Origin of the sequence: Thermoanaerobacter uzonensis DSM 18761 (assembly GCF_900129115.1) — a bacterium.
Classification (GTDB): domain Bacteria; phylum Bacillota; class Thermoanaerobacteria; order Thermoanaerobacterales; family Thermoanaerobacteraceae; genus Thermoanaerobacter; species Thermoanaerobacter uzonensis.
The window spans coordinates 284,548-310,330 of sequence record NZ_FQUR01000006.1 but is presented as its reverse complement, the minus strand read 5'-3'; the positions used below and the strand labels follow the sequence as shown (position 1 = coordinate 310,330).

29 protein-coding genes and 1 riboswitch are annotated in these 25,783 nt (G+C 35.6%); of the genes, 1 reads left to right on the top strand and 28 read right to left on the bottom strand.

Going from position 1 to position 25,783, the window contains the following annotated elements; all coding sequences use genetic code 11:
* Nucleotides 1-6 precede the first annotated feature (6 nt).
* The 27 genes from cobA to BUB32_RS01395 all read right to left on the bottom strand — a co-directional run bounded on the left by cobA (nt 7) and on the right by BUB32_RS01395 (nt 23,893).
* Nucleotides 7-1,500: a uroporphyrinogen-III C-methyltransferase gene (gene cobA, locus BUB32_RS01525; protein WP_072966838.1), complete on the bottom strand. Its 1,494-nt coding sequence runs from the start codon at nt 1,498-1,500 to the stop codon at nt 7-9.
* On the bottom strand, nt 1,500-2,399 hold the full coding sequence (gene hemC / locus BUB32_RS01520; RefSeq protein WP_072966837.1) for a hydroxymethylbilane synthase: 900 nt from the start codon (nt 2,397-2,399) through the stop codon (nt 1,500-1,502). The genes cobA and hemC overlap by 1 nt, the downstream gene beginning before the upstream one ends.
* 15 nt (nt 2,400-2,414) lie before the next feature.
* Complete coding sequence (gene hemA, locus BUB32_RS01515) at nt 2,415-3,602, bottom strand: glutamyl-tRNA reductase (protein WP_072966834.1); 1,188 nt, start codon at nt 3,600-3,602, stop codon at nt 2,415-2,417.
* Nucleotides 3,583-4,338, bottom strand: a complete 756-nt coding sequence (gene cobK, locus BUB32_RS01510; protein WP_072966832.1) for a precorrin-6A reductase — start codon at nt 4,336-4,338, stop codon at nt 3,583-3,585. The genes hemA and cobK overlap by 20 nt, the downstream gene beginning before the upstream one ends.
* Nucleotides 4,335-5,066, bottom strand: coding sequence for a precorrin-3B C(17)-methyltransferase (gene cobJ / locus BUB32_RS01505; RefSeq protein WP_072966830.1), 732 nt, complete (start codon nt 5,064-5,066; stop codon nt 4,335-4,337). Before cobJ ends, cobK begins: the two co-directional genes overlap by 4 nt.
* Nucleotides 5,039-6,088, bottom strand: a complete 1,050-nt coding sequence (gene cbiG, locus BUB32_RS01500; protein WP_072966828.1) for a cobalt-precorrin 5A hydrolase — start codon at nt 6,086-6,088, stop codon at nt 5,039-5,041. The genes cobJ and cbiG overlap by 28 nt, the downstream gene beginning before the upstream one ends.
* Complete coding sequence (gene cobM, locus BUB32_RS01495) at nt 6,085-6,840, bottom strand: precorrin-4 C(11)-methyltransferase (protein ID WP_072966826.1); 756 nt, start codon at nt 6,838-6,840, stop codon at nt 6,085-6,087. Before cobM ends, cbiG begins: the two co-directional genes overlap by 4 nt.
* Before the next feature lie 2 nt (nt 6,841-6,842).
* Entirely contained in the window at nt 6,843-7,517 is a 675-nt protein-coding gene (gene cobI, locus BUB32_RS01490) for a precorrin-2 C(20)-methyltransferase (protein ID WP_072966824.1), read from the bottom strand.
* A gap of 1 nt (nt 7,518) precedes the next feature.
* Nucleotides 7,519-8,103, bottom strand: a complete 585-nt coding sequence (gene cbiT, locus BUB32_RS01485) for a precorrin-6Y C5,15-methyltransferase (decarboxylating) subunit CbiT (protein WP_234949195.1) — start codon at nt 8,101-8,103, stop codon at nt 7,519-7,521.
* Nucleotides 8,088-8,699, bottom strand: coding sequence for a precorrin-6y C5,15-methyltransferase (decarboxylating) subunit CbiE (gene cbiE, locus BUB32_RS01480; RefSeq protein WP_072966820.1), 612 nt, complete (start codon nt 8,697-8,699; stop codon nt 8,088-8,090). Before cbiE ends, cbiT begins: the two co-directional genes overlap by 16 nt.
* Complete coding sequence (gene cbiD, locus BUB32_RS01475; protein ID WP_072966898.1) at nt 8,693-9,793, bottom strand: cobalt-precorrin-5B (C(1))-methyltransferase CbiD; 1,101 nt, start codon at nt 9,791-9,793, stop codon at nt 8,693-8,695. The genes cbiE and cbiD overlap by 7 nt, the downstream gene beginning before the upstream one ends.
* 32 nt (nt 9,794-9,825) lie before the next feature.
* Nucleotides 9,826-10,449, bottom strand: coding sequence for a precorrin-8X methylmutase (locus BUB32_RS01470; RefSeq protein ID WP_072966817.1), 624 nt, complete (start codon nt 10,447-10,449; stop codon nt 9,826-9,828).
* 22 nt (nt 10,450-10,471) lie between these two features.
* A complete protein-coding gene (locus BUB32_RS01465; protein ID WP_072966816.1) occupies nt 10,472-10,837 on the bottom strand; it encodes a sirohydrochlorin chelatase in 366 nt (121 codons plus the stop codon).
* Nucleotides 10,838-10,853: 16 nt separating this feature from the next.
* Nucleotides 10,854-11,606 carry an adenosylcobinamide-GDP ribazoletransferase gene (gene cobS / locus BUB32_RS01460; protein WP_072966815.1) on the bottom strand — a complete coding sequence of 251 codons (753 nt, stop codon included), beginning with the start codon at nt 11,604-11,606 and terminating at the stop codon, nt 10,854-10,856.
* Between the two features lie 22 nt (nt 11,607-11,628).
* Entirely contained in the window at nt 11,629-12,183 is a 555-nt protein-coding gene (cobU, locus tag BUB32_RS01455; protein ID WP_072966813.1) for a bifunctional adenosylcobinamide kinase/adenosylcobinamide-phosphate guanylyltransferase, read from the bottom strand.
* Nucleotides 12,183-13,268: a threonine-phosphate decarboxylase CobD gene (cobD, locus tag BUB32_RS01450; protein WP_072966811.1), complete on the bottom strand. Its 1,086-nt coding sequence runs from the start codon at nt 13,266-13,268 to the stop codon at nt 12,183-12,185. The genes cobU and cobD overlap by 1 nt, the downstream gene beginning before the upstream one ends.
* A gap of 23 nt (nt 13,269-13,291) precedes the next feature.
* Nucleotides 13,292-14,023: an AIR synthase related protein gene (locus BUB32_RS01445; RefSeq protein WP_072966809.1), complete on the bottom strand. Its 732-nt coding sequence runs from the start codon at nt 14,021-14,023 to the stop codon at nt 13,292-13,294.
* 3 nt (nt 14,024-14,026) lie between these two features.
* Nucleotides 14,027-14,512 carry an ECF transporter S component gene (locus BUB32_RS01440; protein WP_072966807.1) on the bottom strand — a complete coding sequence of 162 codons (486 nt, stop codon included), beginning with the start codon at nt 14,510-14,512 and terminating at the stop codon, nt 14,027-14,029.
* A gap of 72 nt (nt 14,513-14,584) precedes the next feature.
* Complete coding sequence (cbiB, locus tag BUB32_RS01435; RefSeq protein WP_072966805.1) at nt 14,585-15,526, bottom strand: adenosylcobinamide-phosphate synthase CbiB; 942 nt, start codon at nt 15,524-15,526, stop codon at nt 14,585-14,587.
* On the bottom strand, nt 15,526-17,049 hold the full coding sequence (locus BUB32_RS01430) for a cobyric acid synthase (protein WP_072966803.1): 1,524 nt from the start codon (nt 17,047-17,049) through the stop codon (nt 15,526-15,528). The genes cbiB and BUB32_RS01430 overlap by 1 nt, the downstream gene beginning before the upstream one ends.
* 1 nt (nt 17,050) lies before the next feature.
* Nucleotides 17,051-18,433 (bottom strand): cobyrinic acid a,c-diamide synthase CobB, encoded by a 1,383-nt coding sequence (locus BUB32_RS01425; RefSeq protein ID WP_072966801.1) that lies wholly within the window; start codon nt 18,431-18,433, stop codon nt 17,051-17,053.
* Complete coding sequence (locus tag BUB32_RS01420; RefSeq protein ID WP_072966800.1) at nt 18,426-19,226, bottom strand: ABC transporter ATP-binding protein; 801 nt, start codon at nt 19,224-19,226, stop codon at nt 18,426-18,428. The genes BUB32_RS01425 and BUB32_RS01420 overlap by 8 nt, the downstream gene beginning before the upstream one ends.
* Nucleotides 19,227-19,230: 4 nt before the next feature.
* A complete protein-coding gene (locus tag BUB32_RS01415; protein WP_072966798.1) occupies nt 19,231-20,223 on the bottom strand; it encodes a FecCD family ABC transporter permease in 993 nt (330 codons plus the stop codon).
* 1 nt (nt 20,224) lies between these two features.
* Complete coding sequence (locus BUB32_RS01410; protein WP_072966796.1) at nt 20,225-21,172, bottom strand: ABC transporter substrate-binding protein; 948 nt, start codon at nt 21,170-21,172, stop codon at nt 20,225-20,227.
* Nucleotides 21,173-21,288: 116 nt separating this feature from the next.
* Nucleotides 21,289-21,482, bottom strand: a riboswitch (cobalamin riboswitch).
* 66 nt (nt 21,483-21,548) lie between these two features.
* Entirely contained in the window at nt 21,549-21,725 is a 177-nt protein-coding gene (locus BUB32_RS01405) for a type II toxin-antitoxin system PemK/MazF family toxin (RefSeq protein ID WP_234949194.1), read from the bottom strand.
* A gap of 148 nt (nt 21,726-21,873) precedes the next feature.
* Entirely contained in the window at nt 21,874-23,007 is a 1,134-nt protein-coding gene (locus tag BUB32_RS01400; protein WP_072966795.1) for a THUMP domain-containing class I SAM-dependent RNA methyltransferase, read from the bottom strand.
* A gap of 82 nt (nt 23,008-23,089) precedes the next feature.
* On the bottom strand, nt 23,090-23,893 hold the full coding sequence (locus tag BUB32_RS01395) for a TPM domain-containing protein (protein ID WP_072966793.1): 804 nt from the start codon (nt 23,891-23,893) through the stop codon (nt 23,090-23,092).
* Nucleotides 23,894-24,237: 344 nt separating this feature from the next.
* Between BUB32_RS01395 and BUB32_RS01390 the strand changes: the two genes are divergently transcribed.
* Nucleotides 24,238-25,128: a selenium metabolism-associated LysR family transcriptional regulator gene (locus tag BUB32_RS01390; protein ID WP_072966791.1), complete on the top strand. Its 891-nt coding sequence runs from the start codon at nt 24,238-24,240 to the stop codon at nt 25,126-25,128.
* A gap of 17 nt (nt 25,129-25,145) precedes the next feature.
* Here the strand turns inward: BUB32_RS01390 and BUB32_RS01385 are convergent, their stop codons facing one another.
* A complete protein-coding gene (locus BUB32_RS01385; RefSeq protein ID WP_072966790.1) occupies nt 25,146-25,718 on the bottom strand; it encodes a LemA family protein in 573 nt (190 codons plus the stop codon).
* Nucleotides 25,719-25,783 lie beyond the last annotated feature (65 nt).

Genomic DNA, 25,783 nt, shown 5'->3' with positions numbered 1-25,783 from the left:
CTCTTTCTATTGGTTTTGATAGTTTTTTAATATTTCTTCAATAAGTTTTTCCGTTGTGTATTCGCTTGGCATTATGTCTACATTAAATCCTTTATCATCTATAGCCTTCTTTGTTACAGGTCCTATTGCAGCTATTTTAGAGTTTTTTAGAAGATTTATTTCGTCTCCTATTAATTGATGCATATAATTAAAAGTAGAGGAACTTGTAAATACAGCAATATCTATTCCTTTGCGGAGTTCACTTATAAGCTTTCCCTTTATTTCATAATTTGGTTCATTTTTATATGCAACAATTTTTTGTACGTTAGCGCAATTTCCTAGGCTTTCCATCAATATATCCCCACCTATCTGAGAAGTCAAAAGCACTATGTTTTTCCCTTCAACATGTTTTTTAAGAGCATTTGCCAAAGAGTATGAGGTGTATTCCTCAGGAATTATATCTGGATATATAAAAATATTTTCTAAAGCTTCCGCAGTCTTACTTCCTATTGCTACTACTTTAATACTTAAATTTCTTAAATCAAACCTTTTTTCTCGGGAAGCTTCAATAAAACTACGAACACTATTTACACTTGTAAATACAGCGTAATCAAATTTGTGTATTTCTTCTAAAAACATTTCTATGTTATTCAAAAACGGCGTGATTTTAATAGTAGGACAAATAACAACATCTGCTCCCTCTTCGCTCAAAATTTTTTTCATCTGTTGTGACTGTTCATAGGTCCTTGTAAGCAAAATCCTTTTTCCAAAAAGCTTTTTGTTTTCGTACCATTTTAATCTATCCCTTAATGCCACAACATCTCCTACAGCAAAAACTCCGGGATTTTTTATTCCTTCTTTTCGGACGAGACTTGGAATATCAATGAGTTTCCCAGTTACAACTTTTTGCTTTGGAGTAGTGCCTTCCATTACTACTGCTGCTGGTGTATGAGGATCTTTGCCGTAATTGAGAAGTTTTTGCACAATTTTTTCTATATTTTTTATCCCCATGAGAAATACCAGTGTCCCATCGAGCTTTGATATGACTTCCCAATTGAGGCTTTTATCTTTTCCTTCCCGTTCATGACCCGTTATTACGTGAAATGAAGAGCTTAAATCTCTATGAGTTACAGGAATTCCTGCATAGGATAGGACAGCCACTGCAGATGTTATGCCTGGCACTACCTCATAAGGTATTCTTTTTTGTGAAAGGTATTCAGCCTCTTCGCCACCTCTTCCGAATACAAATGGGTCTCCTCCTTTAATTCTCGCTACTTTTTTGCCAGAAAGAGCCTTTTTCGCAATTATTTCGTTTATTTTACTTTGAGGTACCTTGTGATTATCCGGAAACTTTCCCACATCAATAAGCTCTGCATCCTTTTTTGCCATTTTTAAAATATCTTCATTAATGAGCCTGTCATACACCAGCACATCTGCATTTTTTATCAATTCGACCGCTTTTAAAGTCAAAAGCCCAATATCTCCAGGTCCTGCTCCTATCAAATACACAATCCCTGACATCATAAACCTCCAAATTCTTTAATAAGCTTTTCTATCATTTTATCGGTTTCGTCAATTAAACCAGTCACTTCACTTTTTAAAAGTTTATCCTCTTTTTGATAAACAACTTTTATGTTTATTTTCTCTTCGTCTTCCTCTTTTCTGTATTGGGCATAGGCACCAAAAGGCTGTCTACAATTAACTCCAAAAGCTTTTAGAAGTTCCCTTTCAACAGAAGCCTCAAAAAATGTTCTTCTATCAACAATATAGGAATAAAACTCTTGAAATATATTATCAAAATTTTCCGCAATTTCTACTGCAAGAATTCCCTGACAGGGTGCCGGCACAACTACATCAAGTGGGAAATACTCAGTAATAACATTCTCAAATCCTAACCTGTGCAAACCCGCCGCTGCCAAAACAATGCCATCAAGGTTTAGTTCTTCCATTTTTTTGAGTCTCGTCCTCACATTACCTCTTATTGGAACAATCTGTATGTCTGGCTTTAAAGCTTTAAGCTGCACTTGCCTTCTTAAACTGCTGGTCCCAATTTTAGCCCCTTCTTTTAAATCCATAAATTGCGTACCATCTCTTGAAACAAACACATCCTTTGGGTCTTCTCTTTTTAAAACTGCCATGAGCTTGAGCCCTTTAGGTATTTCATAAGGCATGTCCTTCATGCTGTGGACTGCCATGTCAATTTCGCCTTTGAGCAATGCACTTTCTATTTCTTTTACAAAAACCCCTTTTCCCCCTATTTCACTAACAGGTTTGTCAATTAATGCATCCCCTTGTGTGGTTATCTTTACTATTTCAAATTCAAAATCCTGCCTAAATTTTTTTATTTCATTTATAACCATTGCGGTTTGCTTTAAAGCCAATTCACTTGACCTTGTGCCGACTTTTATAACTTTTTTCATCTTTACCTCCAGATTCTAATAGGCGTTTTCTTTAAGGTACGTTATCATTTTATTAGCCATTTTATTTGCAACTCTTTTTAAAGCGATTTTTATATTTTCCTTGTCTTTTTCAGATACGTCAGTCAATTTATTTACAATTCTTTGGAATTCTGTGTTATAAACTTCATTGGCATATCTACTTACTTCTTTTATATAAGGCTCTATTTCAAGTGTTTTGTACCATTTTTCAAATTCATCCACTTCCTCTTTCACCATTTTTTCAATAACGGGAATGAGTAAAAGCCTCTCTTTTTTGTTTTCCTCCGCTGTCTTTTTTAAATCGTCAATAGTATAAAGACTTACCCCTTCTATTTGTCCTATTCTTGGGTCTATATCCCTAGGAAGAGCTATATCTAACATGCAAATTTTTCTTCCATTGTAAACTTCTTTAAACTTTTCATAACTTATCGTATAATGAGGAGCATTTGTGGCACTTATTACAATATCACTACTGGCAATGTAAAGATATTTTTGTTCATAAGGCACGACATGTATCTCCGGAATTCGCTCCTTTAATTGGATAGCTTTTGAAAAAGTCCTGTTTGTAACAAATACATCAGCACCCTTATCTATGAGATTTTTCATAGCATTTTGCCCCATCTCGCCAAGACCTATCACAAAAGCCTTTTTGCCTTTTATATCCTCAAATACTTCTTGAACAAATTTAACTGCAATATAGCTTATAGACAAAGCCAGATCTTTTATACCCGTATCTGTACGAGCTTTTTTCCCAAGAGTTACTGCATCTCTAAAAAGTTTAAAAAGTATCTTTCCGGAAGAGTTGAAAGCCTGTGCGGTATCTATAGCCTCCTTCACCTGTGACAATATTTGGTCTTCACCTACTACCATAGATTCAAGTCCACAGGCAACTCTAAAAATGTGTTCCACTGCATCAAGTCCGTAAATTTGCCTTAAATATTTTATGAAATCTTCTTTTAAGCCAAAGTAATTTATGAAAAAATCTTTTACTTCATCCGTGGATATTTTTTGTGAACAAAAGTAAATTTCACTTCTGTGACAGGTGGAAAGTATTACAACCTCCTCCAGTCCCAACTCTTTTAATTTTATTAATGCCTTTCCAATATCTTTAAAAGAAACTTTTTCTCTCAATTCTAAAGGAGTATCCTTATCTACTCCCACCATTTTAATATTGTTTATGTCCAATTTTTGTCACCTCATTTATGAGACTATCAACATCTGTTACTACAACAGGATAATTTATATCAGGCCTTTTTATAAGGATAACAGGAATACCCAGCATTTTAGCAGCTTCAAACTTTTCTAATACTCCTCCCACAATACCACTATCTTTTGTCACAACCACTTCCGCATTTCTTTCTTTAAACATTTGATAATTAAGTTCTTTGGTAAAAGGACCCTCCATCGCTATTATATCTTTGGGTTTTAATCCTAAATCTTCACACTTTTTTATGACGTTACTTAAAGGAAGCACTCTTGCCGTCACCTTTTTTCCTATTTCCCAGAGACCCCTAAATTTTTCGAGGTTTTTACTACCTACAGTCAAAAAAATGCTGTCGTATTTTTTACATTCTTCTGCTGCCTCTTCAAAACTTTTAACTACAATGGCATTGTAGTAATATAGACTTTCTCTTTCATGCCTTATATACTTGATACCAGTTTTGTTACAGGCATTTATAGCATTTATGCTTACATCTTTTGCAAAAGGATGAGTTGCGTCAACTACAATGTCTATATTGTTTTTATAAATAAAATTAACGAGGCTTAGTTCATCCATTGCCCCTTTGTGAACTTTAATTCCCTCACTAAAAAGACTTGCACCATAATCTGTAACTGTACTTGCTATAACCTCAAAACCTTTAAACTTTAATCTTTCTGCAATCTCCCTTCCGTCTTTTGTACCTGCCAAAACCAGTATCACAGTACATATCCCCTCGGCGTTACCATTTTACCATTTTCTACATAAGTACTTTCATTCCCTATTATTACAATCGTCCTCATGTCAATTTCATAATTTGCCATTTCTTTTAAAGTGGTGATTATCACTTGTTGTCCCTCTCTTGAAGCATTTTTCACTATTCCTACAGGGATATCCTCTTTTTTGTATTTCATAATAATTTTCTGGGCTTTCATAAGATTTTCCGGCCTTTCTTTGCTCTTAGGGTTGTAAAGGACAATTACAAAATCAGCTTGTGCTGAAAGAGCCAATCTTTTTTCTATCACCTGCCAAGGTACCAAGTGGTCTGAAAGACTTATAACTGCAAAATCCTGCATTACAGGTGCTCCCAGTATAGCTGCCGCAGCACTTAGAGCAGTTACTCCTGGTATTACTTCTATTTTTAAATCTAAGTTTTCTTTATGGACAACCTCATACATAAGCCCTGCCATGCCATATATGCCTGCATCACCGCTTGACACAATGCACACATTTTTACCTTGCAAAGCTAACTCAACAGCTTTTTTAGCCCTGTCAATTTCTTTTCTCATCCCTAATGAAATTACCTCTTTGTCCTTAATTAAAGGTTTAATAAGATTTATATAAGTAGTATATCCTACGACTACATCACATTCTTTTAAGGCATTGCAGGCTTTAAGAGTCATGTCATTTATATCACCGGGACCTATTCCCACGACTTTAATCCATCCCATTTCAATCCTTCTTTCTTATATATGGCAAGTGTCATCCCATTCTTCTTAAGATATGCTATCTCTTTGCCACCGCTACTAGCTAAATAAGCAGAAGGCCTTGCAACACTTCCAACTCCCACGGTATGAAAAACAAAATCCGAGATAGGAAATTTATCTTCTACTTTTTTTAAATTCTCTTTTGTGTAAAACACAAGAGGAATTTTCAAAAATTTTGCCAACTGCTGTATCCCTTTTTCTTCTTTTTTTATATTTATAGTAGCAATTGACTCGACGCTTTTTAAGGTTAAATTTAACTTTTTAAAGGTTTCACTGACAAAGAAAAACAAATCCTCAAAAGTTATTCCTTTTTTGCATCCTAAGCCAATAACTATATTTTTAGGCCTTAATATGACATAAGGTTTTTCTAACGGTTTTTTTATTTCTTTGTCAGTTATGTAAACAAAAGCGTCAACTTGACGGTCATCTTCATTTTTTACATAATCTTTTAGCAAAGGTATTTTCTCTACATCTTCATCAAGAATAAAACGTACATTTTCTCCATTTACAAGGGCAGCGCTAACCTTTTTCAAATCTTCTTTATTTTCAATTTGGTACCCGTAGTCCTTAGCAATAACGTCAAGGGATATGACTCCCTCTACATCTGTTGCAGTTGTTATGACAGGCTGCGCTCCAATTATAGAAGCCACTTTGAGCGCAAGTCTGTTTGCACCTCCCACATGCCCGGACAAAAGGCTTATGGCAAACTTCCCTTTTTCGTCTACTACCACAACAGCAGGGTCGGTAAATTTATCCTTCACAACCCCTGCAATTGTCCTTACCACAATCCCTGTAGCCATTACAAAGACCAACCCTTGATATTTTCTAAATATTTTATGGACAAATTCTATAAAATCTCCTTCTATTGCGTAGTCTTCAGGGGTTGTGTATTTTTCTTTTACATACACATCCCCTTTTAATTTTGTGCCAATCTCATTCGCCAACTTTGATGCGTTTTTTGTAAGAGCGATTATCGCTATTCTCATAAATCTTCCTTCTTCCTGAAGCTATGAGAAAATTCCCTATCATAAAGCTTTGAATAAGACTTTACATCTTTTAAAAAATCTCCTACAAGTATCATGGCTGTTTTATTTATTCCTTTTGATTTGACCTTTTGTGAAATGTCATTGAGAGTACCTGTAACAATCATTTGGTCTTCCCAAGTAGCTTTATATACAACTGCAACAGGAGTAGTCTCTTCATAACCCTCTTTCAGCTCTAAAACGACATTGTCAATGTCCTGCACGCTTAAAAATATCGCCATTGTAGCTTTATGGCGGGATAAATCTTTTAAGTCTTCTTTTGGAGGTACTTTTGTCCTTCCTCCTATTCGTGTTATAATCACCGTCTGGGTTATTTCAGGAATCGTTAGCTCTTTTTTCAAAACTGCCGCCGCTGCCAAAAAAGAACTAACACCGGGAATTACTTCATAATCTATATTTTTCTCTTCCAGCCTTTTAATCTGTTCATGTATGGCACCATAAATAGCAGGGTCTCCTGTGTGTATTCTTGCCATATCTTTCCTCTCATTGTGAGATTTTACCATAAGCTCAATTATTTCATCAAGGTTCATTAAAGCGCTATCGTAAATTTCAGCCTCTGGTTTTGCGTATTTCAATATCTCTTTATTGACAAGTGACCCTGCGTATATGATGACATCACAAGCTTGTATTATTTTCATCCCCTTTAATGTTATAAGTTCAGGGTCTCCTGGTCCTGCACCAATAAAATAAATCACGGCTACTTCACCTTCTTTGCAATAATGAGTGACAAATAATCTATCTTTTTCCCTATATATCTATCAAGGTCGTAGGATATTTTTTCCTTTTTATGACCGCACTTTATCACAAGGTATCCTTTGAAGCTTTTTTCTTTTAGAAGATTTACTATTTCTTTGTATCTTCTCGAAATTTTCATTAATACCACGTTGTCAAACATAGCAAGAGCTTTTGAAATTTCCGTCACATTTCCTGATGAAATCACTGCAAAAGTCTCGTTTCCCTCCGCAATTGGGATATTTAACCTTGAGGCGGCTGCACTATAGGAAGTAATTCCAGGAATCGTCTCTACTTCGTAATCCTCAATTCCTTTTAAAATGTATATGTAAGTGCTGTAAATCATGGGGTCTCCTATTGTTATAAAAGCTACGTCTTTCCCCTCATCAAGCAACTCTTTGATTTTTTTAACATTTTCTTCCCACTTTGTTTTGAGGTCTTCTTTTGAGTAGGTCATGGGAAATTCCATAAATACTACATCGCCTTTTATATAAGGCTTTGCAATCTCATAAGCAATACTTCCTTCTCCTTTACTTGAAGGTGCTATCACCACATCTACCTTTTGAAGTATTTTTACAGCTTTTAAAGTAATGAGGCTTTCCTCCCCCGGTCCTACTCCTATGCCGTATAATTTTGCCATTCTATCCCTCTCTTTTCGCCGTTATTATGTAAACAGGATTTCTTGCTATCATCATCGTTTTATTTCCTGCTTCTTTTGAAACAGAAATATTTACACATATCGTTTCAACTTTATATCCTTTTTGTTTAAAATAATGATTAGCTGAATATGCTGTATCCAGCGTAATCCCATTAACTACGATTATTCCCTCTCTTTTTAATTTAGTTATAGCAGTCTGGAATATTTGATACATTTTATCCCCTGTACCTCCAATAAATATCCTATCAGGAGATGGCAAATCTAAAAGGGCGTCAGGCGCTTCACCAGCCACAACAATAATATTTTCTACATTAAATCTTTTGATGTTTTCATTTATAAGTCTTATCCCATCTTCTTCTTTTTCTATAGAGTAAACAACACCTTTTTTTGATATTAAAGCAGCCTCAATAGAAACAGAACCTGTACCTGCGCCAATATCCCATATTATGCTGTCTTCTTTAAGCCTCAACTTAGATATTGACAAAGCTCGTATCTCTTCTTTTGTCATAGGTACATTGCCTCTTATAAAATATTCATCGGAAATTCCCGGTGTCATGTATTGCCGCATGTTATCACCACTACATTTAAATCAAATTTTTTATTACAGTTTAAAAGTTCCTCTACTGTAAAAGAGTAAATCCTCTCGATGTCATAAGACAGATTTTCACCAACGTGTATTTTTCTGTCATGCAAATGTTCCTTTTTCAATAAAGCTGCAATAAATTGTGGCGTATGTGTATCATCAGTAAAAATAGCGACTTTTTTATTTTCTTTTACTTTTTTTACTAAATCCTCACTGCGGCCGTGCAAGCTTACCACTGTCAAATCATTCATTGTTATTTTAAGTCTTGCACACATGTATTGTATTGAGCTTATGCCTGGAATTATTTCTAATTGGCTTTTGTCCACATATTTTAAAATCACTTCGGTTATGCCGTACAAAGAAGGTTCTCCCGATGCCAAAATGACAATATTGCCTTCTCTGCTTAGTATACTTTGGTAATCTGTTGAAGCGTTTATCACAATCTTTTCACAATCAATATCTTCAAATTCCTTGAGATGGCGCCTGCCTCCCACTAGCACATCCGCTCTTTTTATTTTCTCAAGTGCATAGGGGGTAATGAATTTTTTGTTTCCCGGCCCTATTCCCACAATCGTCACCATTCTACTTTCTCCCCTGCTTTTGCAATAATGCCTCTTTTCAATGAAATGAGGTGAACTTCGATATTTAATTTATCGTAAACATACTGCTTACATTTCATGTATACCCTGTCAGCAATAAACTGACTAAAGTCTTTTATATTGACTCCCGCCTTTTCTATTATATCGAGGGCTTCTTCAGTTGTATTTGAATCCAGAACTTCGTCAACAGTCTTTTTATCTGCACCAAAATGGGCTACATAAGCCGCCATTATTTCTGCTCTCGCATCTGCAACATGGCTGTGGGTATTAAATATTCCTGCTGCTACTTTTACGAGTTTACCTATATGTCCTGCCAACACCACATGTGTAAATCCATACTCTACTGCTTTTTCCAGCATAAATCCTAAGAAATTCCCATAAGATATGATAAGCCTCTCTTCAAGGCCTTCTTTCATAGCATAATCTTTGCCGTAATTTCCTGGAGCAAAAACTATCTTTTTATGTCCCTCGGCAGAAAGAATAGAAAGTTCTAACTCAAGAGAAGCTTTTAAAGCTTCCTCCGACATAGGCTCTACAATTCCTGAGGTACCAAGTATTGATATTCCTCCAACTATCCCAAGCCGCGGATTAAAAGTTTTTAAAGCCACCTTTTCACCACCTGGCACGCTTATAGTAATTTTTACACCTTTCCCTTCTGGTAATACTTTTTTGACTTCATTTAAAATCATGGACATTGGAACAGGATTAATAGCAGGTTTCCCAGGGCTTACGGGTAGCCCCGGTTTTGTGACAACTCCTACTCCCTCTCCTCCGTAAACGTCAATTCCTTCTCTCTCTTTTAATTCCACTTTTGAATATATTATAAGCCCGTGAGTTACATCAGGGTCATCACCGCCGTCTTTTCTTATGCCACATTTTACCCACCCTTCTCCTGACGTCACATCTAAAACATCAAGTATAAGGTGCCACCCCTTTGGTGTATCTATCTCTACAGTGTCTATTTTCTCTCCTGTAAAAAGCATGTAGGTAGCGGCTTTTGAGGCAGCAGCCGCACACGAGCCAGTAGTATAGCCGTATCTCAGCTTTTTACCTTCTTTAATTGTATACACTTCCATAATTCCACCCACTTTTGCGCCTGTCTTTTGTATCAATCACCCATCATGTACAAAAGAGCATTGACTATAGCTGCCGCTATTGTACTTCCACCTTTTCTTCCTTCCGTTATTATGTAGGGCACTCCAAGTTTTTTCACTTCTTCTTTTGCTTCTTGTGCTCCAACAAAACCGACAGGAACGCCAATTATCAAATAAGGCTTTATTTCACCGGAATTTATGAGTTCACAAAGTTTAAAAAGGGCTGTTGGAGCGTTACCAATAGCAAATATCTTGTTTCTTCTATTTTTTGAAGCTATAACCATTGATGCCATTGACCTTGTAATGCCGTACGTTTTTGAAAGCTCCTCTACTTGTGGCATATCAATGTAACATTTGACACTTGCTCCTATAGATTTTAAAGCCTTTTTGTTTATTCCCACTTCAGCCATTTTTGTATCTGTAACAATTGTACATCCCTCTTTTAAGGCTTTTAAACCTGCATCTATTGCCCCATCAGAGATTTTTATTATGTGAGCAAAATCAAAGTCTGCCGTCGCATGAATTACTCTTTTTACAATCATAAGTTCTCTTTTTTCAAACTTCATCTCGTCAATATTTTTATTTATTATTTCAAAACTTCTCTTCTCAATCTCTTTAGGGTCAGTTATATAATTCATAAAAAACAACCCTTTCCCACTTTTATTCTACCTCTTTCGCTCTTTCAAGCATTATATCTACGATCCTGTCATCATACCCTATAGACTTTGCAAACTTAATCTTTAAACCCGGATATTTTTCTTTTTCTTTTCCAAAAACCTCCGGTATATCATGTAACACATGGTTTCCTTCAAATAAAAACATAGGAACTGCTATGATATCGTAAATTCCTTCTTGGACAAATTCTCTTATGGAAGTAGATATATCAGGCTGGTTAAATTCCATAAAACCTGCTTTTACGTCTTTGTATATTTTGAAGCTCTTTATTTTATTTATAACTTGGTATACTGCTTCCTTCGTTTCTTCAACACGACTTCCATGTGCTATTATTAATAATCCTTTTTCCATAAAAATCTCTCCTTTCTTATAATGACATACTTTCAAAGCAAATGAGTGCAGTAAGCTCTGCCAATTCATTTACTGTACCGAGAGCATCCCCAGTCATACCACCTATTCTCAGCGAAATATACTTTGATACAATATAAGTAACAAAAAGCGATATAGTAAGTATTTTTACAAAAACCGCTAAAGGCATTATAAAATAGCTTGTAGCAATTGAAATAACAAAAGCAATGGCAAATTCCCTTATCCCTACTTTACCCAGCATGAGTCCTCCAAGGCCTTCTCTACCTCTTGCAGATTTACTTATCATCATAGAAAATACAATTGACAATCTCCCAATAATTGGAGTAATTAAAAGTGTTGTTAAAGTAATATTTTCGTGTATTTTGGTGAGGAATAATATTTTTAAAACAACCATAAAAACTAAAGCTAGGACTCCATTCGTGCCAAGCCTTGAATCTCTCATTATCTCCAGTATTTTACTTTTATCCTTATTGCTAAAAAGGCCATCAAAAGTATCTGCAAGCCCGTCAATATGCATTGCTCCTGTTAAAACATAAGAAAAAGCTACAATAAAAGTCATTACAATTTCCCGGGAAAAGAAATCCTTTAAAGCAATATACAAGAGTGAAAGGATACCTCCTATAACAATTCCGACTATTGGAAAATAAGATGCTATTCTATAAAACTCTCTTTTTTCAAAATCAACTTCTATTGGTATAGGAAGGCGTGTCATAAATTGCATCGCAAGTACCAATCTTTTAATTTCTTCCATAAAAATGTTGCATCCCTTTCAATCATCCCTTTATTTTAAGAGGTATTCCTGAAATCATTAAATAAACTTCATCTGCAACATCTGCCACTTTTTTATTCATCCTGCCTGCTATATCTCTAAATATCCTGCCCAGTTTGTATTCGGGCACTAATCCCATTCCAACTTCATTTGTCACAAGAATTATATCTCCTTTAAAATCCTTCTTAGCACTTAATATCTTATCTACTTCGTCAGCAATTTGCTTTTCTATGTTATCAATCTCCTTCAACTCTACTTTTTCCCATGTTAAGTCAACTTCCATTAATAGGTTTGTAATCATAACTGTAAGGCAGTCAATCAATATGACTTTGGCATTGTTTTTTGATATTACGTCATATAAATTTTTGTAGACTTCTTTTGTCTGCCAAAAAGGTGGCCTTCTCTCTTTATGCCTTTTAACTCTTTCCTTCATTTCTTCGTCAAAAGGAATAGAAGTAGCTATATAAAGGACACTGTTTCCTCCTTTTTCTAAAGCCAATTTTTCAGCAAATTCACTTTTGCCAGACCTTGCACCACCTGTGATCATAACAAGGCTCATTATGTTACAATCCTTTCTTTATCTTCTACTAAATCTTTTATATCTATTTCTTTCAAAGCCTGTATCAATTTTTCATTATCTTCATGTCTTTTTATAGCAACTCTAAAAAAGTTTTTGTCCAGATACCTAAAATTAGAAGCATCTCTTATGAGAATTCCTTTTTTTAGAAGTATTTGTTTAAGGTCATTTACCCTTCCTGTTCTTAACTTTAACAATATAAAATTTACTTTTGTATCAAAAGTAACTAAATAATCAATTTTTCTTAAAGTATAAAGCATATACTCTATTTCTTTATTTACATATTCCCTTGTTTTTTCTATATAAGCTTCATCTTTAAATATTTCTCTCCCCACAGCATCTGCAAAAGCATTTACTGTCCAAGGTTCTTTATATTCTTCTAATTTTTGTATCAAAGAAGGACTTCCAATCCCGTACCCCAACCTCAACCCCGGCATGCCAAAAAATTTTGTGACAGCTCTTACAACAAACAATTTATCATGCTTTTTTGCAAGAGATAAAGCTTCATAATTTTTATAGTCTTTCATAAATTCAATAAAAGCTTCATCTATCATGACAGGTATGTTCAAAATCTCCGCTTTTTTTAATAAAATTCCTATTTCCTCTCTAATTATGGCTTGTCCTGTAGGATTGTTAGGATTCCCAATGATTAAAGAATCCGCCTCTTCCATTTGTGAAAGAAGCTTTGCGAGATTCATTTTAAATCCATAGTCTTCTTCCAACCTGAAATATATCGGTTCACCACCGTTTATGTGAACTGCTCTTTCATATTCCAAAAAAGCAGGAGACGGAATGAGGGGTCTTTTCACCTTAAATGCTCTTACAAAAAGATGTATGAGCTCTGTCGCCCCATTCCCAACAATTATATTTTCTTGCGAATATCCCACATACTGTGAAATAGCCTCTTTAAGTTTTCGATATTTTATATCCGGATATTTCGTTAAATCAACTTTTTTGATAATATCAAAAATCCATTCCGGAACCCCAAGAGGATTTATATTTGAACTAAAATCGATTATTTCTCTTTCATAGTCATAAACATTTCCGCCATGCTCATAAGGTTTCATTGAAACACCTTCTTTCATTTACGCTAAACCAGCACTCCGACATATGTTAAAGGTTTATCTGTCAGTCCTTTAATAGAGGCTGTATCTTCCTCACTGTGGACTACAAGGCAACAGGTAGAAGGCCCCCCTGATTTTAATACATCAAAATGTTGTGGAAAATTCGCCTCCACCTTTAATCCTGATATCTTCTCTAATATGCCAATTTCATATTTTATCCCTTTTGAACCAACAGGTATTGCTTCCACTATTTTATTGGAATTAGAAATCTTTATATAATCACTTAAATTAAGAACATCTTTTGCTCCTAAAACTTCACTTCCTACACGTGGATAACCTAAAAGAGAAACATGCATACCTGCTTTGACTTTTTTTATCTTTAAGTCCCCAATATTTGCTTTTGCTATTACTGTAATCCCTATACCTGTCATAGATGTAAGGAAATTTTCTTCAGTACTTCCTGTAAAAACTACGCCTGAAAGCCCGTTCTCCTCAAGCTCATTTTTTATGCCTTTTAAAATTTTTTGCCCTGTTGGATTCATTTCAACAGATAAAGTATCTGATATGACTAAAGGTTTTGCTCCTACACATAGTACTTCCGAAAGAGCCACTTTTAAAGTAGTTCTCCCTACAATCTCTTCATCAACTTTTAACACATCATTCTCTTTATTCCCTATTGCTCCAAGGCTGTCACAAGATATCACATATGCTACATCATTTTCATAAATTACAACTAAATCTCTGTATCTCTCAATCACTTTTTATTCCCTACTCCTTTTCGGTATCGCTTCGTAAATTAACGCTGCAAGAAATACATTTGCAAACGACGCAATTGTTAGGGGAAGTACCCATGCCGCAAAAAATCCCCATCCGAATATAGGTACAAACAAAAGGGTTGCAACAGGTCCATTTAAGATGGTAGCAACAATTACTGCAATATAGATGTTAAATTTTCGATAAAAAAATCTAAACAAATAGGCATATAATGCCATTTGCACTGCTATGTATATGTGATTTGTAAGCCCTAAAGGAAATCCAGAAGTAATTGCTGTAAGCATGTGCCCTAAACTTATTACAAGGGCTCCATACCAACTTCCAAGGTATAATGCAGCAAAATACCCTGGCATTGAGTCAAAGGCAACAGTGTTAAAGATTTTTATAAGAGCACCTACAGCACTTAAGGCTATAAGCATAGCAACAAGAGTAAGAGTTTTCACATTTTTTAATGCATTTGCTTTTTCTTTCACATCAATCTCCTCCTATTTACAATTTTCAAGTGTTTTTATGTAAATATTTTGAGACAATTATAAGTTATTCCTTTATGATATCAAAATCTTCATCCCATAAAGCACTACAAGACCTAAAAATGAAGCCATATACATTATTCTTATGCTGTCTTTTATGCGCTGTGGAGTAATTTTTTCTTTTCCATCCCCAAGAGTTGGTTTAATTTCCGGCTTTCCAAAATAATAATTGAGACCTCCAAGTTGTATATTTAAAGCACCGGCAACTGCTGCTTCTCCATGGGCACTGTTTGGACTTTGATGTTTCAACCTATCTCTTAAAAAAATCCTCCAACTATTTTTATAATCATAGCCTAAGAGAAAAGCAGCTATAACAATCAAAAAACCTGTTATGCGAGCAGGGATAAAATTTAATATGTCGTCAAGTTTTGCAGAAGCAAATCCTAAGTCGAGGTACTTTTCATTTCTATAGCCTACCATAGAATCAAGAGTGCTTGCTGCCTTATAAAAGATAGCCAGCGGCGCACCTCCTATAAACGCATAAAACATAGGGGCTATTATACCGTCTGATATATTCTCTGCAACTGTTTCTATCGCTCCTCTGGATATATTCTCAACATCAAGCCTATCTGTATCCCTACTGACTATATAAGATAATCTTTTCCTTGCTTCAACTATATCACCCTTTGTTAACGCTTCGTATACTCTTCCAGCAGCTTTACCAAGGTCTTTTGTAGCAAGGCAGGTATATATAATTAAAACATCTAAAGCATACTTTAAATATGGATGTATAAGTCCTGCAATATAAAGTAGTACATATGTTGCTGCAAATGCCAAAGTTACTGTAAGTCCACACAGTATAAAACCTGTTATTTTTAAAGCTCTGTCACTTTTAGCATATTTTCTAAGTATACTCTCTAAATGTGATACCACTCTCCCTATAATTCTTACAGGATGAGGATATCCTTCAGGGTCTCCTATCAACAAATCTAATAAATAGGCTAATACCACTTCCATTAATCTTTATACCTCTCCATAATTTCATAGACTTCTTTCATGTCAATACTTTTTCTCACAATATCTGCAAGCTTATCATATTCTCTTTCTTTAAATTCTTTGTAATCAATAATTTCCTCTATAGGAGAAAGTCCTTTTGATTTTCTCACAATATTTATAAATTCCCTGACAAACTCTCTATTTTCAAAAATTCCGTGTATGTAAGTTCCAAACACTTTTCCATCATCGCTTATACAACCGTCATAGACTTCGATTTTTTCTCCATTTCTATGAGTTATTACTGAAAAAGGCTGACAATCTCCCACAATTCGACTTTGCCCCATGTGTATTTCATATCCCTCTACAGCAATATTTCTAAGAGGTGATAATATTGATGGTAAATTATTGCGAATAACCGCCTTAACTTGGGTTGTTGTCTTTTCATTTTCAATTACAGTCTCTATATCCAAAAGTCCCAGTCCCTCAATTTCTGAAGTTGTACTTTCAATTCTTCCCGGGTCTTTAATGATTTTTCCCAGCATTTGGTATCCTCCGCAAATGCCGACTATAAATTTACCTTTTTTCCTCATTTCAAAAATTTCCTTATCAAGCCTATATCCTTTTAATGCTTGCAAATCTCCAATTGTGTTTTTTGTTCCCGGAATTATAACAACATCACAATTTCCAATCCTTTCCCCTTTATTCACATAGCGAAGCTTTATTCCGGGAACTTTAGCAAGAGGTTCAAAATCCGTAAAATTCGATATGTGGGGAAGATTTATAACTGCAATCTCTATATCTCCTTCTGTATTCCTACGATAAAATCTCTCCGTCGCCCCATCCTCTTCATCAATGTGCACATCCATATAAGGGACAACACCTAAAACCTTTTTGTGTATAATGTCTTCTAACATCTTAAGACCTGGCTTTAATATTTCAATGTCTCCTCTAAACTTGTTTATAAGTACACCTTCAATGCGATTTCTCTCATTTTCTTTTAAAAGGAGCAAAGTACCAGCTATTGAAGCAAATACACCACCTTTATCAATATCTCCTACAAGAAGTACTGGTGCATTTACCATCTCTGCCATACCCATGTTTACGACATCTCTATCTCTTAAATTTATTTCTGCAGGGCTTCCAGCGCCTTCTATTACTACAATGTCATTTTGACTTGCAAGAAAATCAAAGTCCTCTTTAATAAACTTTAAAAGCTGTGGCTTAAATTGGTGGTATTCGGCTGCAGACATGTTTTTATAAACTTTGCCTCTTAAAACAACTTGGCTTTTTTTATCAGAACTAGGCTTTAGAAGTATTGGATTCATGTGATAAGAAGGCTTAACTCCTGCCGCTTCCGCCTGCATAGCTTGTGCTCTTCCTATTTCTAGTCCTTCATCGGTTATATAGGAATTCAAAGCCATATTTTGAGACTTAAAAGGTGCTACTCTGTAACCATCTTGCTTGAAAATTCTGCAAAAAGCGGCAACCAATAAGCTTTTGCCAACAGACGATGCGGTCCCTTGTATCATCAATTTAAGTGCCATATTAATCCTCCTGAAAAGCATTTGAGTTTCGGTATTGAACACATTTGTCAACAAACCTCTTGACAGCCTCTTTATATGTGTATAAATTTATGTGAACATACGTCGCCAAGCAATTTTTATGCACAAATCCACATTCCCAAGCATTTTCTTTTCCCGGTTTATGCACAACGTATGAGGCTTTCTGTGAAAAACCTTTTATTATTGAGTGGTGAAACTCATGCCCTTTTATTTTATCCCCTTTTCTAAAAAGGAGGTTATCTTCAATAACTTCTGCCTCAACATAGCCAAATCTCTGAAGCCTTTTTGTCATGACAGTTTCAAAATCATAAATTCCTGCCATTTCAAAAGTATTTCCTTGTAAATCTGTTATGCTTTTGGTAAGATACATAAAGCCGCCACACTCTGCATATGCAGGCATACCTGAATCTATTGCATCTTTAACCGATTTTAATATTTTTTTGTTTTTATTAAGCCTCTCCGCGAAAACCTCTGGAAATCCTCCCCCTATGTACAAACCCGATATTTCATCTGGTAATTTATAATCTTTAAGAGGGCTAAAGGGTACAAGTTCTGCTCCCATTTCTTCAAAAAGTTCCAAACTCTCTTTGTAATAAAAATTAAAAGCCTCATCAAACGCATACCCTATTTTTACCCTTTTTAAATCATGGCCCTCACCAATTGTGTTTCTAAATCTATTTGAACAGTCAACTACACCTACATTAAGAATTTTTTCTATATAAATGTATTTTTCAATATAATCATATAAGGTATCAAACTTGTGTTTAATTTCTGGCATCTCATATATCGGTACAAGGCCTAAGTGTCTTTCTGGCAAATCTAATTTTGGATCCTTTGGAAGATAGCCAAAAACCTCAATACCTAAATCTCTTGTTATGCATTCTTTCAAAAGGGCATAGTGTTTTTCACTTCCAACTTTATTTAATATCACCCCTACAATTTTTACTTCCCTGTCATAGTGCATATAACCCATTATTAAAGCTGATACACTTGTCGCCATAGAAGAAGCATCTACAACTAAAATCACAGGAATATCTAAAATTTTCGCAATGTCAGCACTGCTCCCCTTTTTTGTAGTATCAATCCCATCGTACATTCCCATAACACCTTCAATTATAGAAATGTCAGCATTGCAGGCATTTTTGTAAAAAAGCGACTTAAGGTTTTGTTCCCCCAACAGGTACAAGTCGAGATTGCAGGAAAAATTCTCTGTGACATATCTGTGATAAGCAGCATCTATATAATCTGGACCTACTTTAAAAGGCTGAACTTTATACCTTTTTGACAACACTCCCATAAGCCCAAGGCTTACAGTAGTTTTACCTGCCCCTGAATGGGTGCCTGCAATCATTACAGCCTTACACAACTTTGAGTTGCTCCTTTCCATTTAGCGATGGAATAACGTAAGGAGTATGGGTAACTGGATTTTCAAATACTTCCACATCTATTGAAAAAGCTGAATTTATATTGTTCAATGTTAAAACATTTCTGGGAGACCCAGATGCTATTATTTTTCCTTCTTTCATTATGAAAATCTCATCACAAAACTGGGAAGCAAGATTAATATCGTGGAGCACAACAATTACAAGTATCCCTTTTAAGGATAAATCTTTTACAAGGGACAGTATTTCAACTTGGTACTTTATATCAAGGTGAGAAACTGGCTCATCCATGAGTAAAATTCGAGCTTTTTGTGCTAATGCCCTTGCTATATACACCCTTTGCCTCTCACCGCCGCTTAACTCTTTTATGCTTTTGTCTTTAAACTGCCATGTATTTGTAATTTCCATGCACTCTCTTACAATATCTCTGTCTTCTTTTCTCTCCGACTGAAACCTTTTAAGATAAGGAATTCTTCCCATCATTACTACGTCATAACAGCTAAATTCAAAGTCGTAAACTATATCTTGAGGCACATAACCTATATATTTTGCCTTTTCTTTTATAGTAAAGCCTTTGATATTTTTCCCCAACACAAAAACATTACCATAAGTTGGCGTCAAATACCCTGATATATTCTTTAAAAGGGTAGTCTTGCCACTTCCATTTGCACCAATTATCCCTATCACTATGCTTTTATTTATGGTAAAATCTATCCCTCTTAAAACTTCCCTTTCCCCATAAGAAAAATGTAATTTATCTACCTGTAAAATTGCCATATCATCACATTCCTTCACCTTTTTGTTTGCTCTTTATTAACAGATACAAAAAGAATGGTCCTCCAAATGCCGCAGTAATTATCCCAATTGGAATTTCCATTGGTTTTAAAATAACTCGTGCTGATAGGTCTGCAAAAGTTAAAAATATCGCTCCCGATATAGCACTAAAAGGTACAAGAATTCTATTGTCAGGTCCTACAATAAGCCTTGATATATGAGGCACAACAAGTCCCACAAAACCTATAATTCCTCCGACTGATACAGCTGTTGCAGTAACCAGTGACCCTGTCACAAGAATTACTTTTTTGACCAATTCTGTGTTGACACCTAAATGTTCGGCAACCTCTTCTCCTGTCAATATCGCATTTACATCCCTTGAAAATACATACATAACAAAAGAACCAATCAATATAACAGGAGTAGAAAAGACCACACCATTCCAGTTTATGAGGCTAAATCCTCCCATAGTCCAAAAAACAATTCGAGAAAACTCATCATGTTTTAAAAGCATCATGAGAGAGATAATTGCAGACATAAAAGCGCTTATGGCTATACCCGCCAATAACATTGTAGTCATAGATACTCTTGTCCCAGTTTTAGAAATAGTGTATACAAAAAATACAGTCATTAAAGAAGTAATAAATGCCATAAAACTAAGTCCAAATATTCCAAGTCCTAATATTATCGCAATAGTAGCACCAAAAGCCGCTCCTGATGATATACCCATAACATAAGGGTCTGCCATTGGATTTCTCAAAAGCCCTTGAAAAAACGCTCCTACAACTGAAAGCCCCATTCCTACAACTGCAGATTCAACTACTCTTGGAAGTCTTAAATTAAGGATTATCGTCCTAGAGGTTTCACTTCCCCCGCCTAAAAAAACATTTAAAATTTCCTGCAGGGGTATTTTTACCGCCCCTGCAGAAATTGATAAAATCATGGTAAAGATAAGCAGTAAAAAGGCTGTACCAAAATATATGGCTCTTTTGAATTTCACTTTACTTAAATGCCTCCGGATGTAAGAATTTTGCAATTTCTTCAAGTCCTAAAACAATTCTATTAGAAGCTCTTGCTATTATGTCATCATTGCTTATCACAAATATCTTGTCATTTTTAACAGCATTTGTGTCTTTGTATCCTGCCATGTTTTTGATGTCTTTTACATTTCCTGCATGAGGAGATGTTATTATCACATCAGGATTTTTCTTGACTAATTCTTCTACGCTGTACTGCGCCCACCCATTTACATCCTCTGCAACGTTTTTGCCACCTGCAAGGTTTATAAGCTCATCAATAAATGTGCCTTTACCTGCTGTCCAGTTTCCGTCAAGAGAGACCAGATAAAATACGCTGACTTTCGGAAGGTCCTTGACTTTGTCATTTATTTCTTTTATTTTATCTTGCATTTGTTTAATTAACTCTTCGCCTTTTTTCTCAGTTCCTGTTATTTGACCTATTATTCTTATAGACTGGTATATCTGGTCAATATTTTTTGCCTCCAACATTACAACAGGGACACCCATCTTTTCTAAAGATTCCATTTGCTCTTTGCCTGAAAGAGTGGAAGCAAAAATTATATCAGGTTTTTGAGCAGTAATCGCTTCTATATTTGGCCCTTTAAATCCCCCCACTTTGGGTACCTCCTTGACCTCAGGTGGATAATTATCAAAGTCTGTAACACCCACTACTTTATTTCCTACTCCTAAAGCATATATAAGCTCTGTTGTAGAAGGTGCAAGAGAAACTATTCTTTGAGGTTTTTTGTCTATAGTTACTTCTCTTCCTAAAAAATCAGTAACCTTTAAAGGAAACTGAGTTTTTACGGTTTCAGTTGCTGTTTGAGATGTATCTTGTGGCTTTGTAGCATTGTTTGTTGAACAAGCAGCCAGTGAAAACATTAAAGCAAAGACTACCAATAAAGCAAGTAAACCTTTAAATCTTCTCATAAGTACCCTCCTAATTTAAATTTTTCAAGTATCAAAAAAAGACCTACCCCACGGAGGTAGACCTTTTTTGCCAAAATTAAGCATAAAAATTCCATTCCACCCTCCCTCCGAAGGCGAACTTCCGAAATCTTATGGCAGGTCTCCTGGCTCGCGATTCATCTTCCACCCTGCCTTCCCACCCGGCACATCTCTTGAGTGCCAAGCAGTGGCGTTATTAGGGCTTCATCCTCGCTCACAGTAGCGGGGGCTGCGCGGGACTTTCACCCGTCTTCCCTTTTAACTTCTCAAGACCATAAGATTTTTTGTATTCACTTGTACACCTATATTTTACATCTACTTATCATTTAAGTCAATTCCCTTTAAGATTTTGGTTTGCCTATTCTCCATCTTGTGTCGTTAATGGAACTACTATTATAAGCGGATACCTCATAGGTCCTTTTGGTACTGCTACTACAACAACCGGCCTTTTGCCTTCCTGTTCATGCCCTTTTGGAATATGAGTAGGAAAAGAAAGAAGGAGGACGTCTCCCGGTTTTATATCATTTTTCATCATCAGGTCTTCCTCCTTCAATAATTAGCCCTACTCCTTCAATATATTTGACGGGACGACCCTCACTGCATTATCCATAACTCCACCACCAATTTTTATCGATAATTTTATATTTTATTATAACCCTCACATAGAAAAAACTCAATAAAAATTAGTTTTCTGGTTTTGGTCCATAATACTGATAATAGTAAGTTTTTAACATGCCATTGTAAAGCTTTCTTTTTTTAGAAGCCTCTCTTCCAAAGAGTTTCTCAAATCTTTCATGGGAAGTAAGTATATAAAAAGACCACGTATCAAGTTTTTTGAAAACTTTTCCCATTTCTTTATAAAGTTTTTCTACTTCCTTTAATTCCCCCATCCTTTCACCATAAGGAGGGTTGCATATTATAACACCATATTTATCATCTGTTTTTAAATCTTTTAATGGGGCATTTTCAAAAGTTATGTATTTCTCTACACTAGCTTTACGCGCATTGTCTTTTGACAATTTGACGGCGTTTTCATCAATGTCATATCCTTTTATGTTTAAAGTTATATCTTTTTTAATAGCACCAATCGCTTCTTCTCTCGCTTCTTTCCATAATTTATTTGATATTCTCCACCATTTTTCGGAAACAAATTGTCGTTTTAAACCTGGTGCGAGATTTATTCCAATCATAGCTGCCTCGATCGGAATCGTCCCAGAGCCACAAAAAGGGTCTATCAAAGGTCTATGCGGTTTCCAAAAGCTCAGCATTATCATAGCAGCAGCCAAAGTTTCTCTCAAAGGTGCTTCATTGGATATGACTCTATAGCCTCTTTTGTGTAAACCGTCACCACTCGTGTCAATCATAAGTGTTACCTTGTCTTTTATTAATGAAAATTTTATTTTATAAGTTGCGCCGTTTTCTTCAAACCATTCTTTTTTGTATTTCTTCTTAAGCCTTTCCACAACAGCTTTTTTAACTATTGCCTGACAGTCAGACACACTGAAAAGCTTGGATTTTATTGAATAACCCTCCACAGGAAACCTGCCATCTTCAGGTATCCAATCTTCCCAGGGAAGAGCCTTGGTACCTTCAAAAAGTTCTTCAAAAGTTGTGGCAGTAAATTCCCCTATTTTTACGTATATTCTCTCTGCTGTTCTAATCCAAAGATTAGAACGGCATAAAGCCATCTCATCACCTACAAAAGTGATTTTTCCATTCTCTACAGTGATATCTTTATATCCTAACTCTTTTACCTCTCTTGCAGTTATTGCTTCCACACCAAAAAGAGTAGATGCTATAAATTCTATTTTTGACATATTTTATCTCCCTTTGCCTCTAAGTTTAACTAATTCAACCTTATTATATCACTTGCATCTATAAATATTATATATATCATTTTTAACGGCTAGCTCCTCCACCGCCGGCAGAGCCTCCGCCGAAGCCTCCCCCGCCGCCAAAACCTCCGCCGCCGAAGCCACCACCTCTAAAGCCTCCAAATCCTCCTGAACCAAAGCTTCCTGGACCCCACCAGTTTCTTCTTATATTTCTTCCTCCTCTTCCAAAGATAATAAATATTAAGATGAGTATAATCACTGCAGCAATATCTTCCCACGATATACCACTATCATTGCTATTATTTGCATTGATACTGTACTTAGAAGCATCCAGTCCTTGAAGGCCTATGTTGTACTCTTTTGCAACTCTTGAGGCTATGGCCATATAGCCTTCATATATACCTTTTGAATATTCGCCTCTTGCCCAATTAGGCAATACAAAGTCATCCAAAACCCTTCCTGCTACAGAATCCGGTATTGCTCCTTCCAAACCATAACCTACATCAATTCTCACTTTACCAGCCTGGCCTTTTAAAAGTCTGTCTTTTACCACTAAAAGGAGAACACCGTTGTTTTTCTCCTTGTCTCCTATTCCCCACTTTCTAAAAAGGCTAAGAGAATATTCCTCAATTGGGTAATCTCCAATGCTGTCAACTGTAACAACTATTATTTGCGCCTTTGTGGCATCATCTAAAGCTTTCCCTACTTTTTCGATCTCCTCTATATCATTTTGAGACATAAGCCCCGCATAATCATATACATATTTAAACTGAGTAGGTCTAGATGGAACATCAGGAGCAGAAAAAGCTATGGAATTAAAAAATAAAAGTAAAAAGGCAATTGCAAATAAAAAAATTCTCTTTTTCATTTTGCCTCTCCCTATCTCAATATTTTTGTGATTAACTTAATTAAGCTTTAAAATATCATTCTTTCGCTAAATTTAAACTATTTTAATGTATTACTGTTCATGTCTAGTATATTAGCATAGATAATAATAAGTATCAATACAAATTTCTAAATATGCTGGTTTTTTAAAAAGTTATATCATTACAAGACTGTAGATTTTAATTTAATGTCAATAATAATTTATATAAGGCCAACAACACACAAGATTTGAGAAAGTTTAGGAATGTCAAGTTTTTTATCTTTTCATTAGTAAAGTATTATGATAATATGAAAATGATAATTTTATGGTTATATGAGGTGGTCGTTGTGACCCTCAGGGATATAGAGATTTTCGTAACCGTTTGCGAGTTAAAGAGCATGTCTGCTGCCGCAAAAAAACTTTATATGTCCCAACCTGCTATCAGCCAGGCCATATCGCAGATGGAAGGAGAGCTACAAGTCAGACTCTTTGACAGGATAGGTAGGAATCTCAGTCTTACCTATCCTGGGGAAATCCTGTATAGCTACGGAAAGCGTATACTCAATCTTGTCAAGGAAGCAGAGAGTACTCTTGATGATGTGAGGAACATGAGGATGGGAAGGCTGAGAGTGGGAACCAGTACAACGGTGGGAATTTACCTGCTACCGGAGATAATCGGCGAGTTCAGGCAAAAGTTCAGTATCGACGTCTACTTTACGATTGGCAACACGGCAGAGATAGAAAAGATGATATTTGACAATTCTATAGACCTTGGCATTGTCGAAGGTCCGGTCCATTCAAGGGACATTGTTGTAACACCCTATATAGATGATGAGCTATATCTTGTATGTTCAAAAAACCACAGATGGGCAGAGAAAAAAAGCATCAGCCCCGCAGAGATTGAAAATGAGGATATAATCATGCGAGAAAAGGGAAGTGGAACAAGGGAGGTCTTTGAGGAGACCATGGCGAGAAATAATGTGAGGTACAAAATAAAATACGTTCTTAACAATACGGAGGCCATAAAAAAGGCTGTCGAAGCCAATATAGGCGTTTCGGTCATATCCAGGCTGGCCGTAAAAAAGGAGATAAGAGGAGGTAGGCTCGTAAAAGTTGACATTGAAAATATAAGATTTGAAAGAAAGTTTAGCATTATTTATCACAAAGATAAGTTCAAGTCGAATCTGTTCGAAGAGTTTATAAGGCACCTTTATAATTGCAGCATAAGGTTATTCTAATTTATTGGCAGGAATGTTTATTTGGAAAAATCTACTTTAGGCACAGTTTTTGCTGTTTCATCTGCTTTAAAATATTCTCTCTCTTTAAAGCCAAACATATTAGCAATGATAGAGGTTGGAAAAGACCTTATCTTAGTGTTATAAGCTTGAACAGCATTGTTATAATCCATTCTCGCTACAGCTATTCTGTTTTCAGTTCCTGCTAGTTCGTCGCTTAACTGCCTGAAATTTGCATCAGCTTTTAAATTAGGATAATTTTCTGCAATAGCAAGAAGCCTTCCCAAAGCTGTATTTAACTCTTCATTAGAAGCTGCTTTATCGGCAACAGTGTTAGCACTTAAAAGTTTTTCTCTCGCTTTATTTACACTATCAAAAATCTCTTTTTCATGGGTTGCGTATCCTTTAACAGTTTCTACTAAATTAGGAATTAAATCAGCCCTTCTTTGAAGCTGATTATCAATCTGACTCCATTTGCTGTTCACATTTTCATCTAAAGCCACTAACTGGTTGTAAGTTCCATAAATTGTCCCAAATACTAATACAGCTATTACAGCCAAAACAACCAATGTAATAATTAGCGGATTTTTCACTGTCATTCCCCTCTCACTATTTTTCTAAACACCTTCCATAGTACTATTATATACGATTTACTTGA

What these genes read in the sequence shown, in the direction of transcription:
- cobI (WP_072966824.1), bottom strand. Translation starts at nt 7,517, where the DNA reads ATGGCAAAATTATACGGCATAGGAGTAGGACCGGGGGAGGAAAGCCTC.
- BUB32_RS01405 (WP_234949194.1), bottom strand. Translation starts at nt 21,725, where the DNA reads ATGATGAAAAATGATATAAAACCGGGAGACGTCCTCCTTCTTTCTTTT.
- hemC (WP_072966837.1), bottom strand. Translation starts at nt 2,399, where the DNA reads ATGAAAAAAGTTATAAAAGTCGGCACAAGGTCAAGTGAATTGGCTTTA.
- cobD (WP_072966811.1), bottom strand. Translation starts at nt 13,268, where the DNA reads ATGAAACCTTATGAGCATGGCGGAAATGTTTATGACTATGAAAGAGAA.
- cobS (WP_072966815.1), bottom strand. Translation starts at nt 11,606, where the DNA reads ATGGAAGAAATTAAAAGATTGGTACTTGCGATGCAATTTATGACACGC.
- BUB32_RS01465 (WP_072966816.1), bottom strand. Translation starts at nt 10,837, where the DNA reads ATGGAAAAAGGATTATTAATAATAGCACATGGAAGTCGTGTTGAAGAA.
- BUB32_RS01420 (WP_072966800.1), bottom strand. Translation starts at nt 19,226, where the DNA reads ATGGCAATTTTACAGGTAGATAAATTACATTTTTCTTATGGGGAAAGG.
- BUB32_RS01430 (WP_072966803.1), bottom strand. Translation starts at nt 17,049, where the DNA reads ATGGCACTTAAATTGATGATACAAGGGACCGCATCGTCTGTTGGCAAA.
- cbiG (WP_072966828.1), bottom strand. Translation starts at nt 6,088, where the DNA reads ATGAGAATAGCGATAATCGCTCTTACAAAAAACGCATCAAAGTTGGCG.
- cbiD (WP_072966898.1), bottom strand. Translation starts at nt 9,793, where the DNA reads ATGGAAGTGTATACAATTAAAGAAGGTAAAAAGCTGAGATACGGCTAT.
- cbiT (WP_234949195.1), bottom strand. Translation starts at nt 8,103, where the DNA reads ATGCGGCAATACATGACACCGGGAATTTCCGATGAATATTTTATAAGA.
- BUB32_RS01395 (WP_072966793.1), bottom strand. Translation starts at nt 23,893, where the DNA reads ATGAAAAAGAGAATTTTTTTATTTGCAATTGCCTTTTTACTTTTATTT.
- cobJ (WP_072966830.1), bottom strand. Translation starts at nt 5,066, where the DNA reads ATGGGATGGATTAAAGTCGTGGGAATAGGTCCCGGTGATATAAATGAC.
- cbiE (WP_072966820.1), bottom strand. Translation starts at nt 8,699, where the DNA reads ATGGTGACGATTGTGGGAATAGGGCCGGGAAACAAAAAATTCATTACC.
- BUB32_RS01470 (WP_072966817.1), bottom strand. Translation starts at nt 10,449, where the DNA reads ATGAATTATATAACTGACCCTAAAGAGATTGAGAAGAGAAGTTTTGAA.
- cbiB (WP_072966805.1), bottom strand. Translation starts at nt 15,526, where the DNA reads ATGGAAGTGGTATTAGCCTATTTATTAGATTTGTTGATAGGAGACCCT.
- BUB32_RS01400 (WP_072966795.1), bottom strand. Translation starts at nt 23,007, where the DNA reads ATGTCAAAAATAGAATTTATAGCATCTACTCTTTTTGGTGTGGAAGCA.
- cobA (WP_072966838.1), bottom strand. Translation starts at nt 1,500, where the DNA reads ATGTCAGGGATTGTGTATTTGATAGGAGCAGGACCTGGAGATATTGGG.
- cobU (WP_072966813.1), bottom strand. Translation starts at nt 12,183, where the DNA reads ATGAGCCTTGTTATGATCACAGGTGGTGCAAGGTCTGGCAAAAGTGAA.
- BUB32_RS01410 (WP_072966796.1), bottom strand. Translation starts at nt 21,172, where the DNA reads ATGAGAAGATTTAAAGGTTTACTTGCTTTATTGGTAGTCTTTGCTTTA.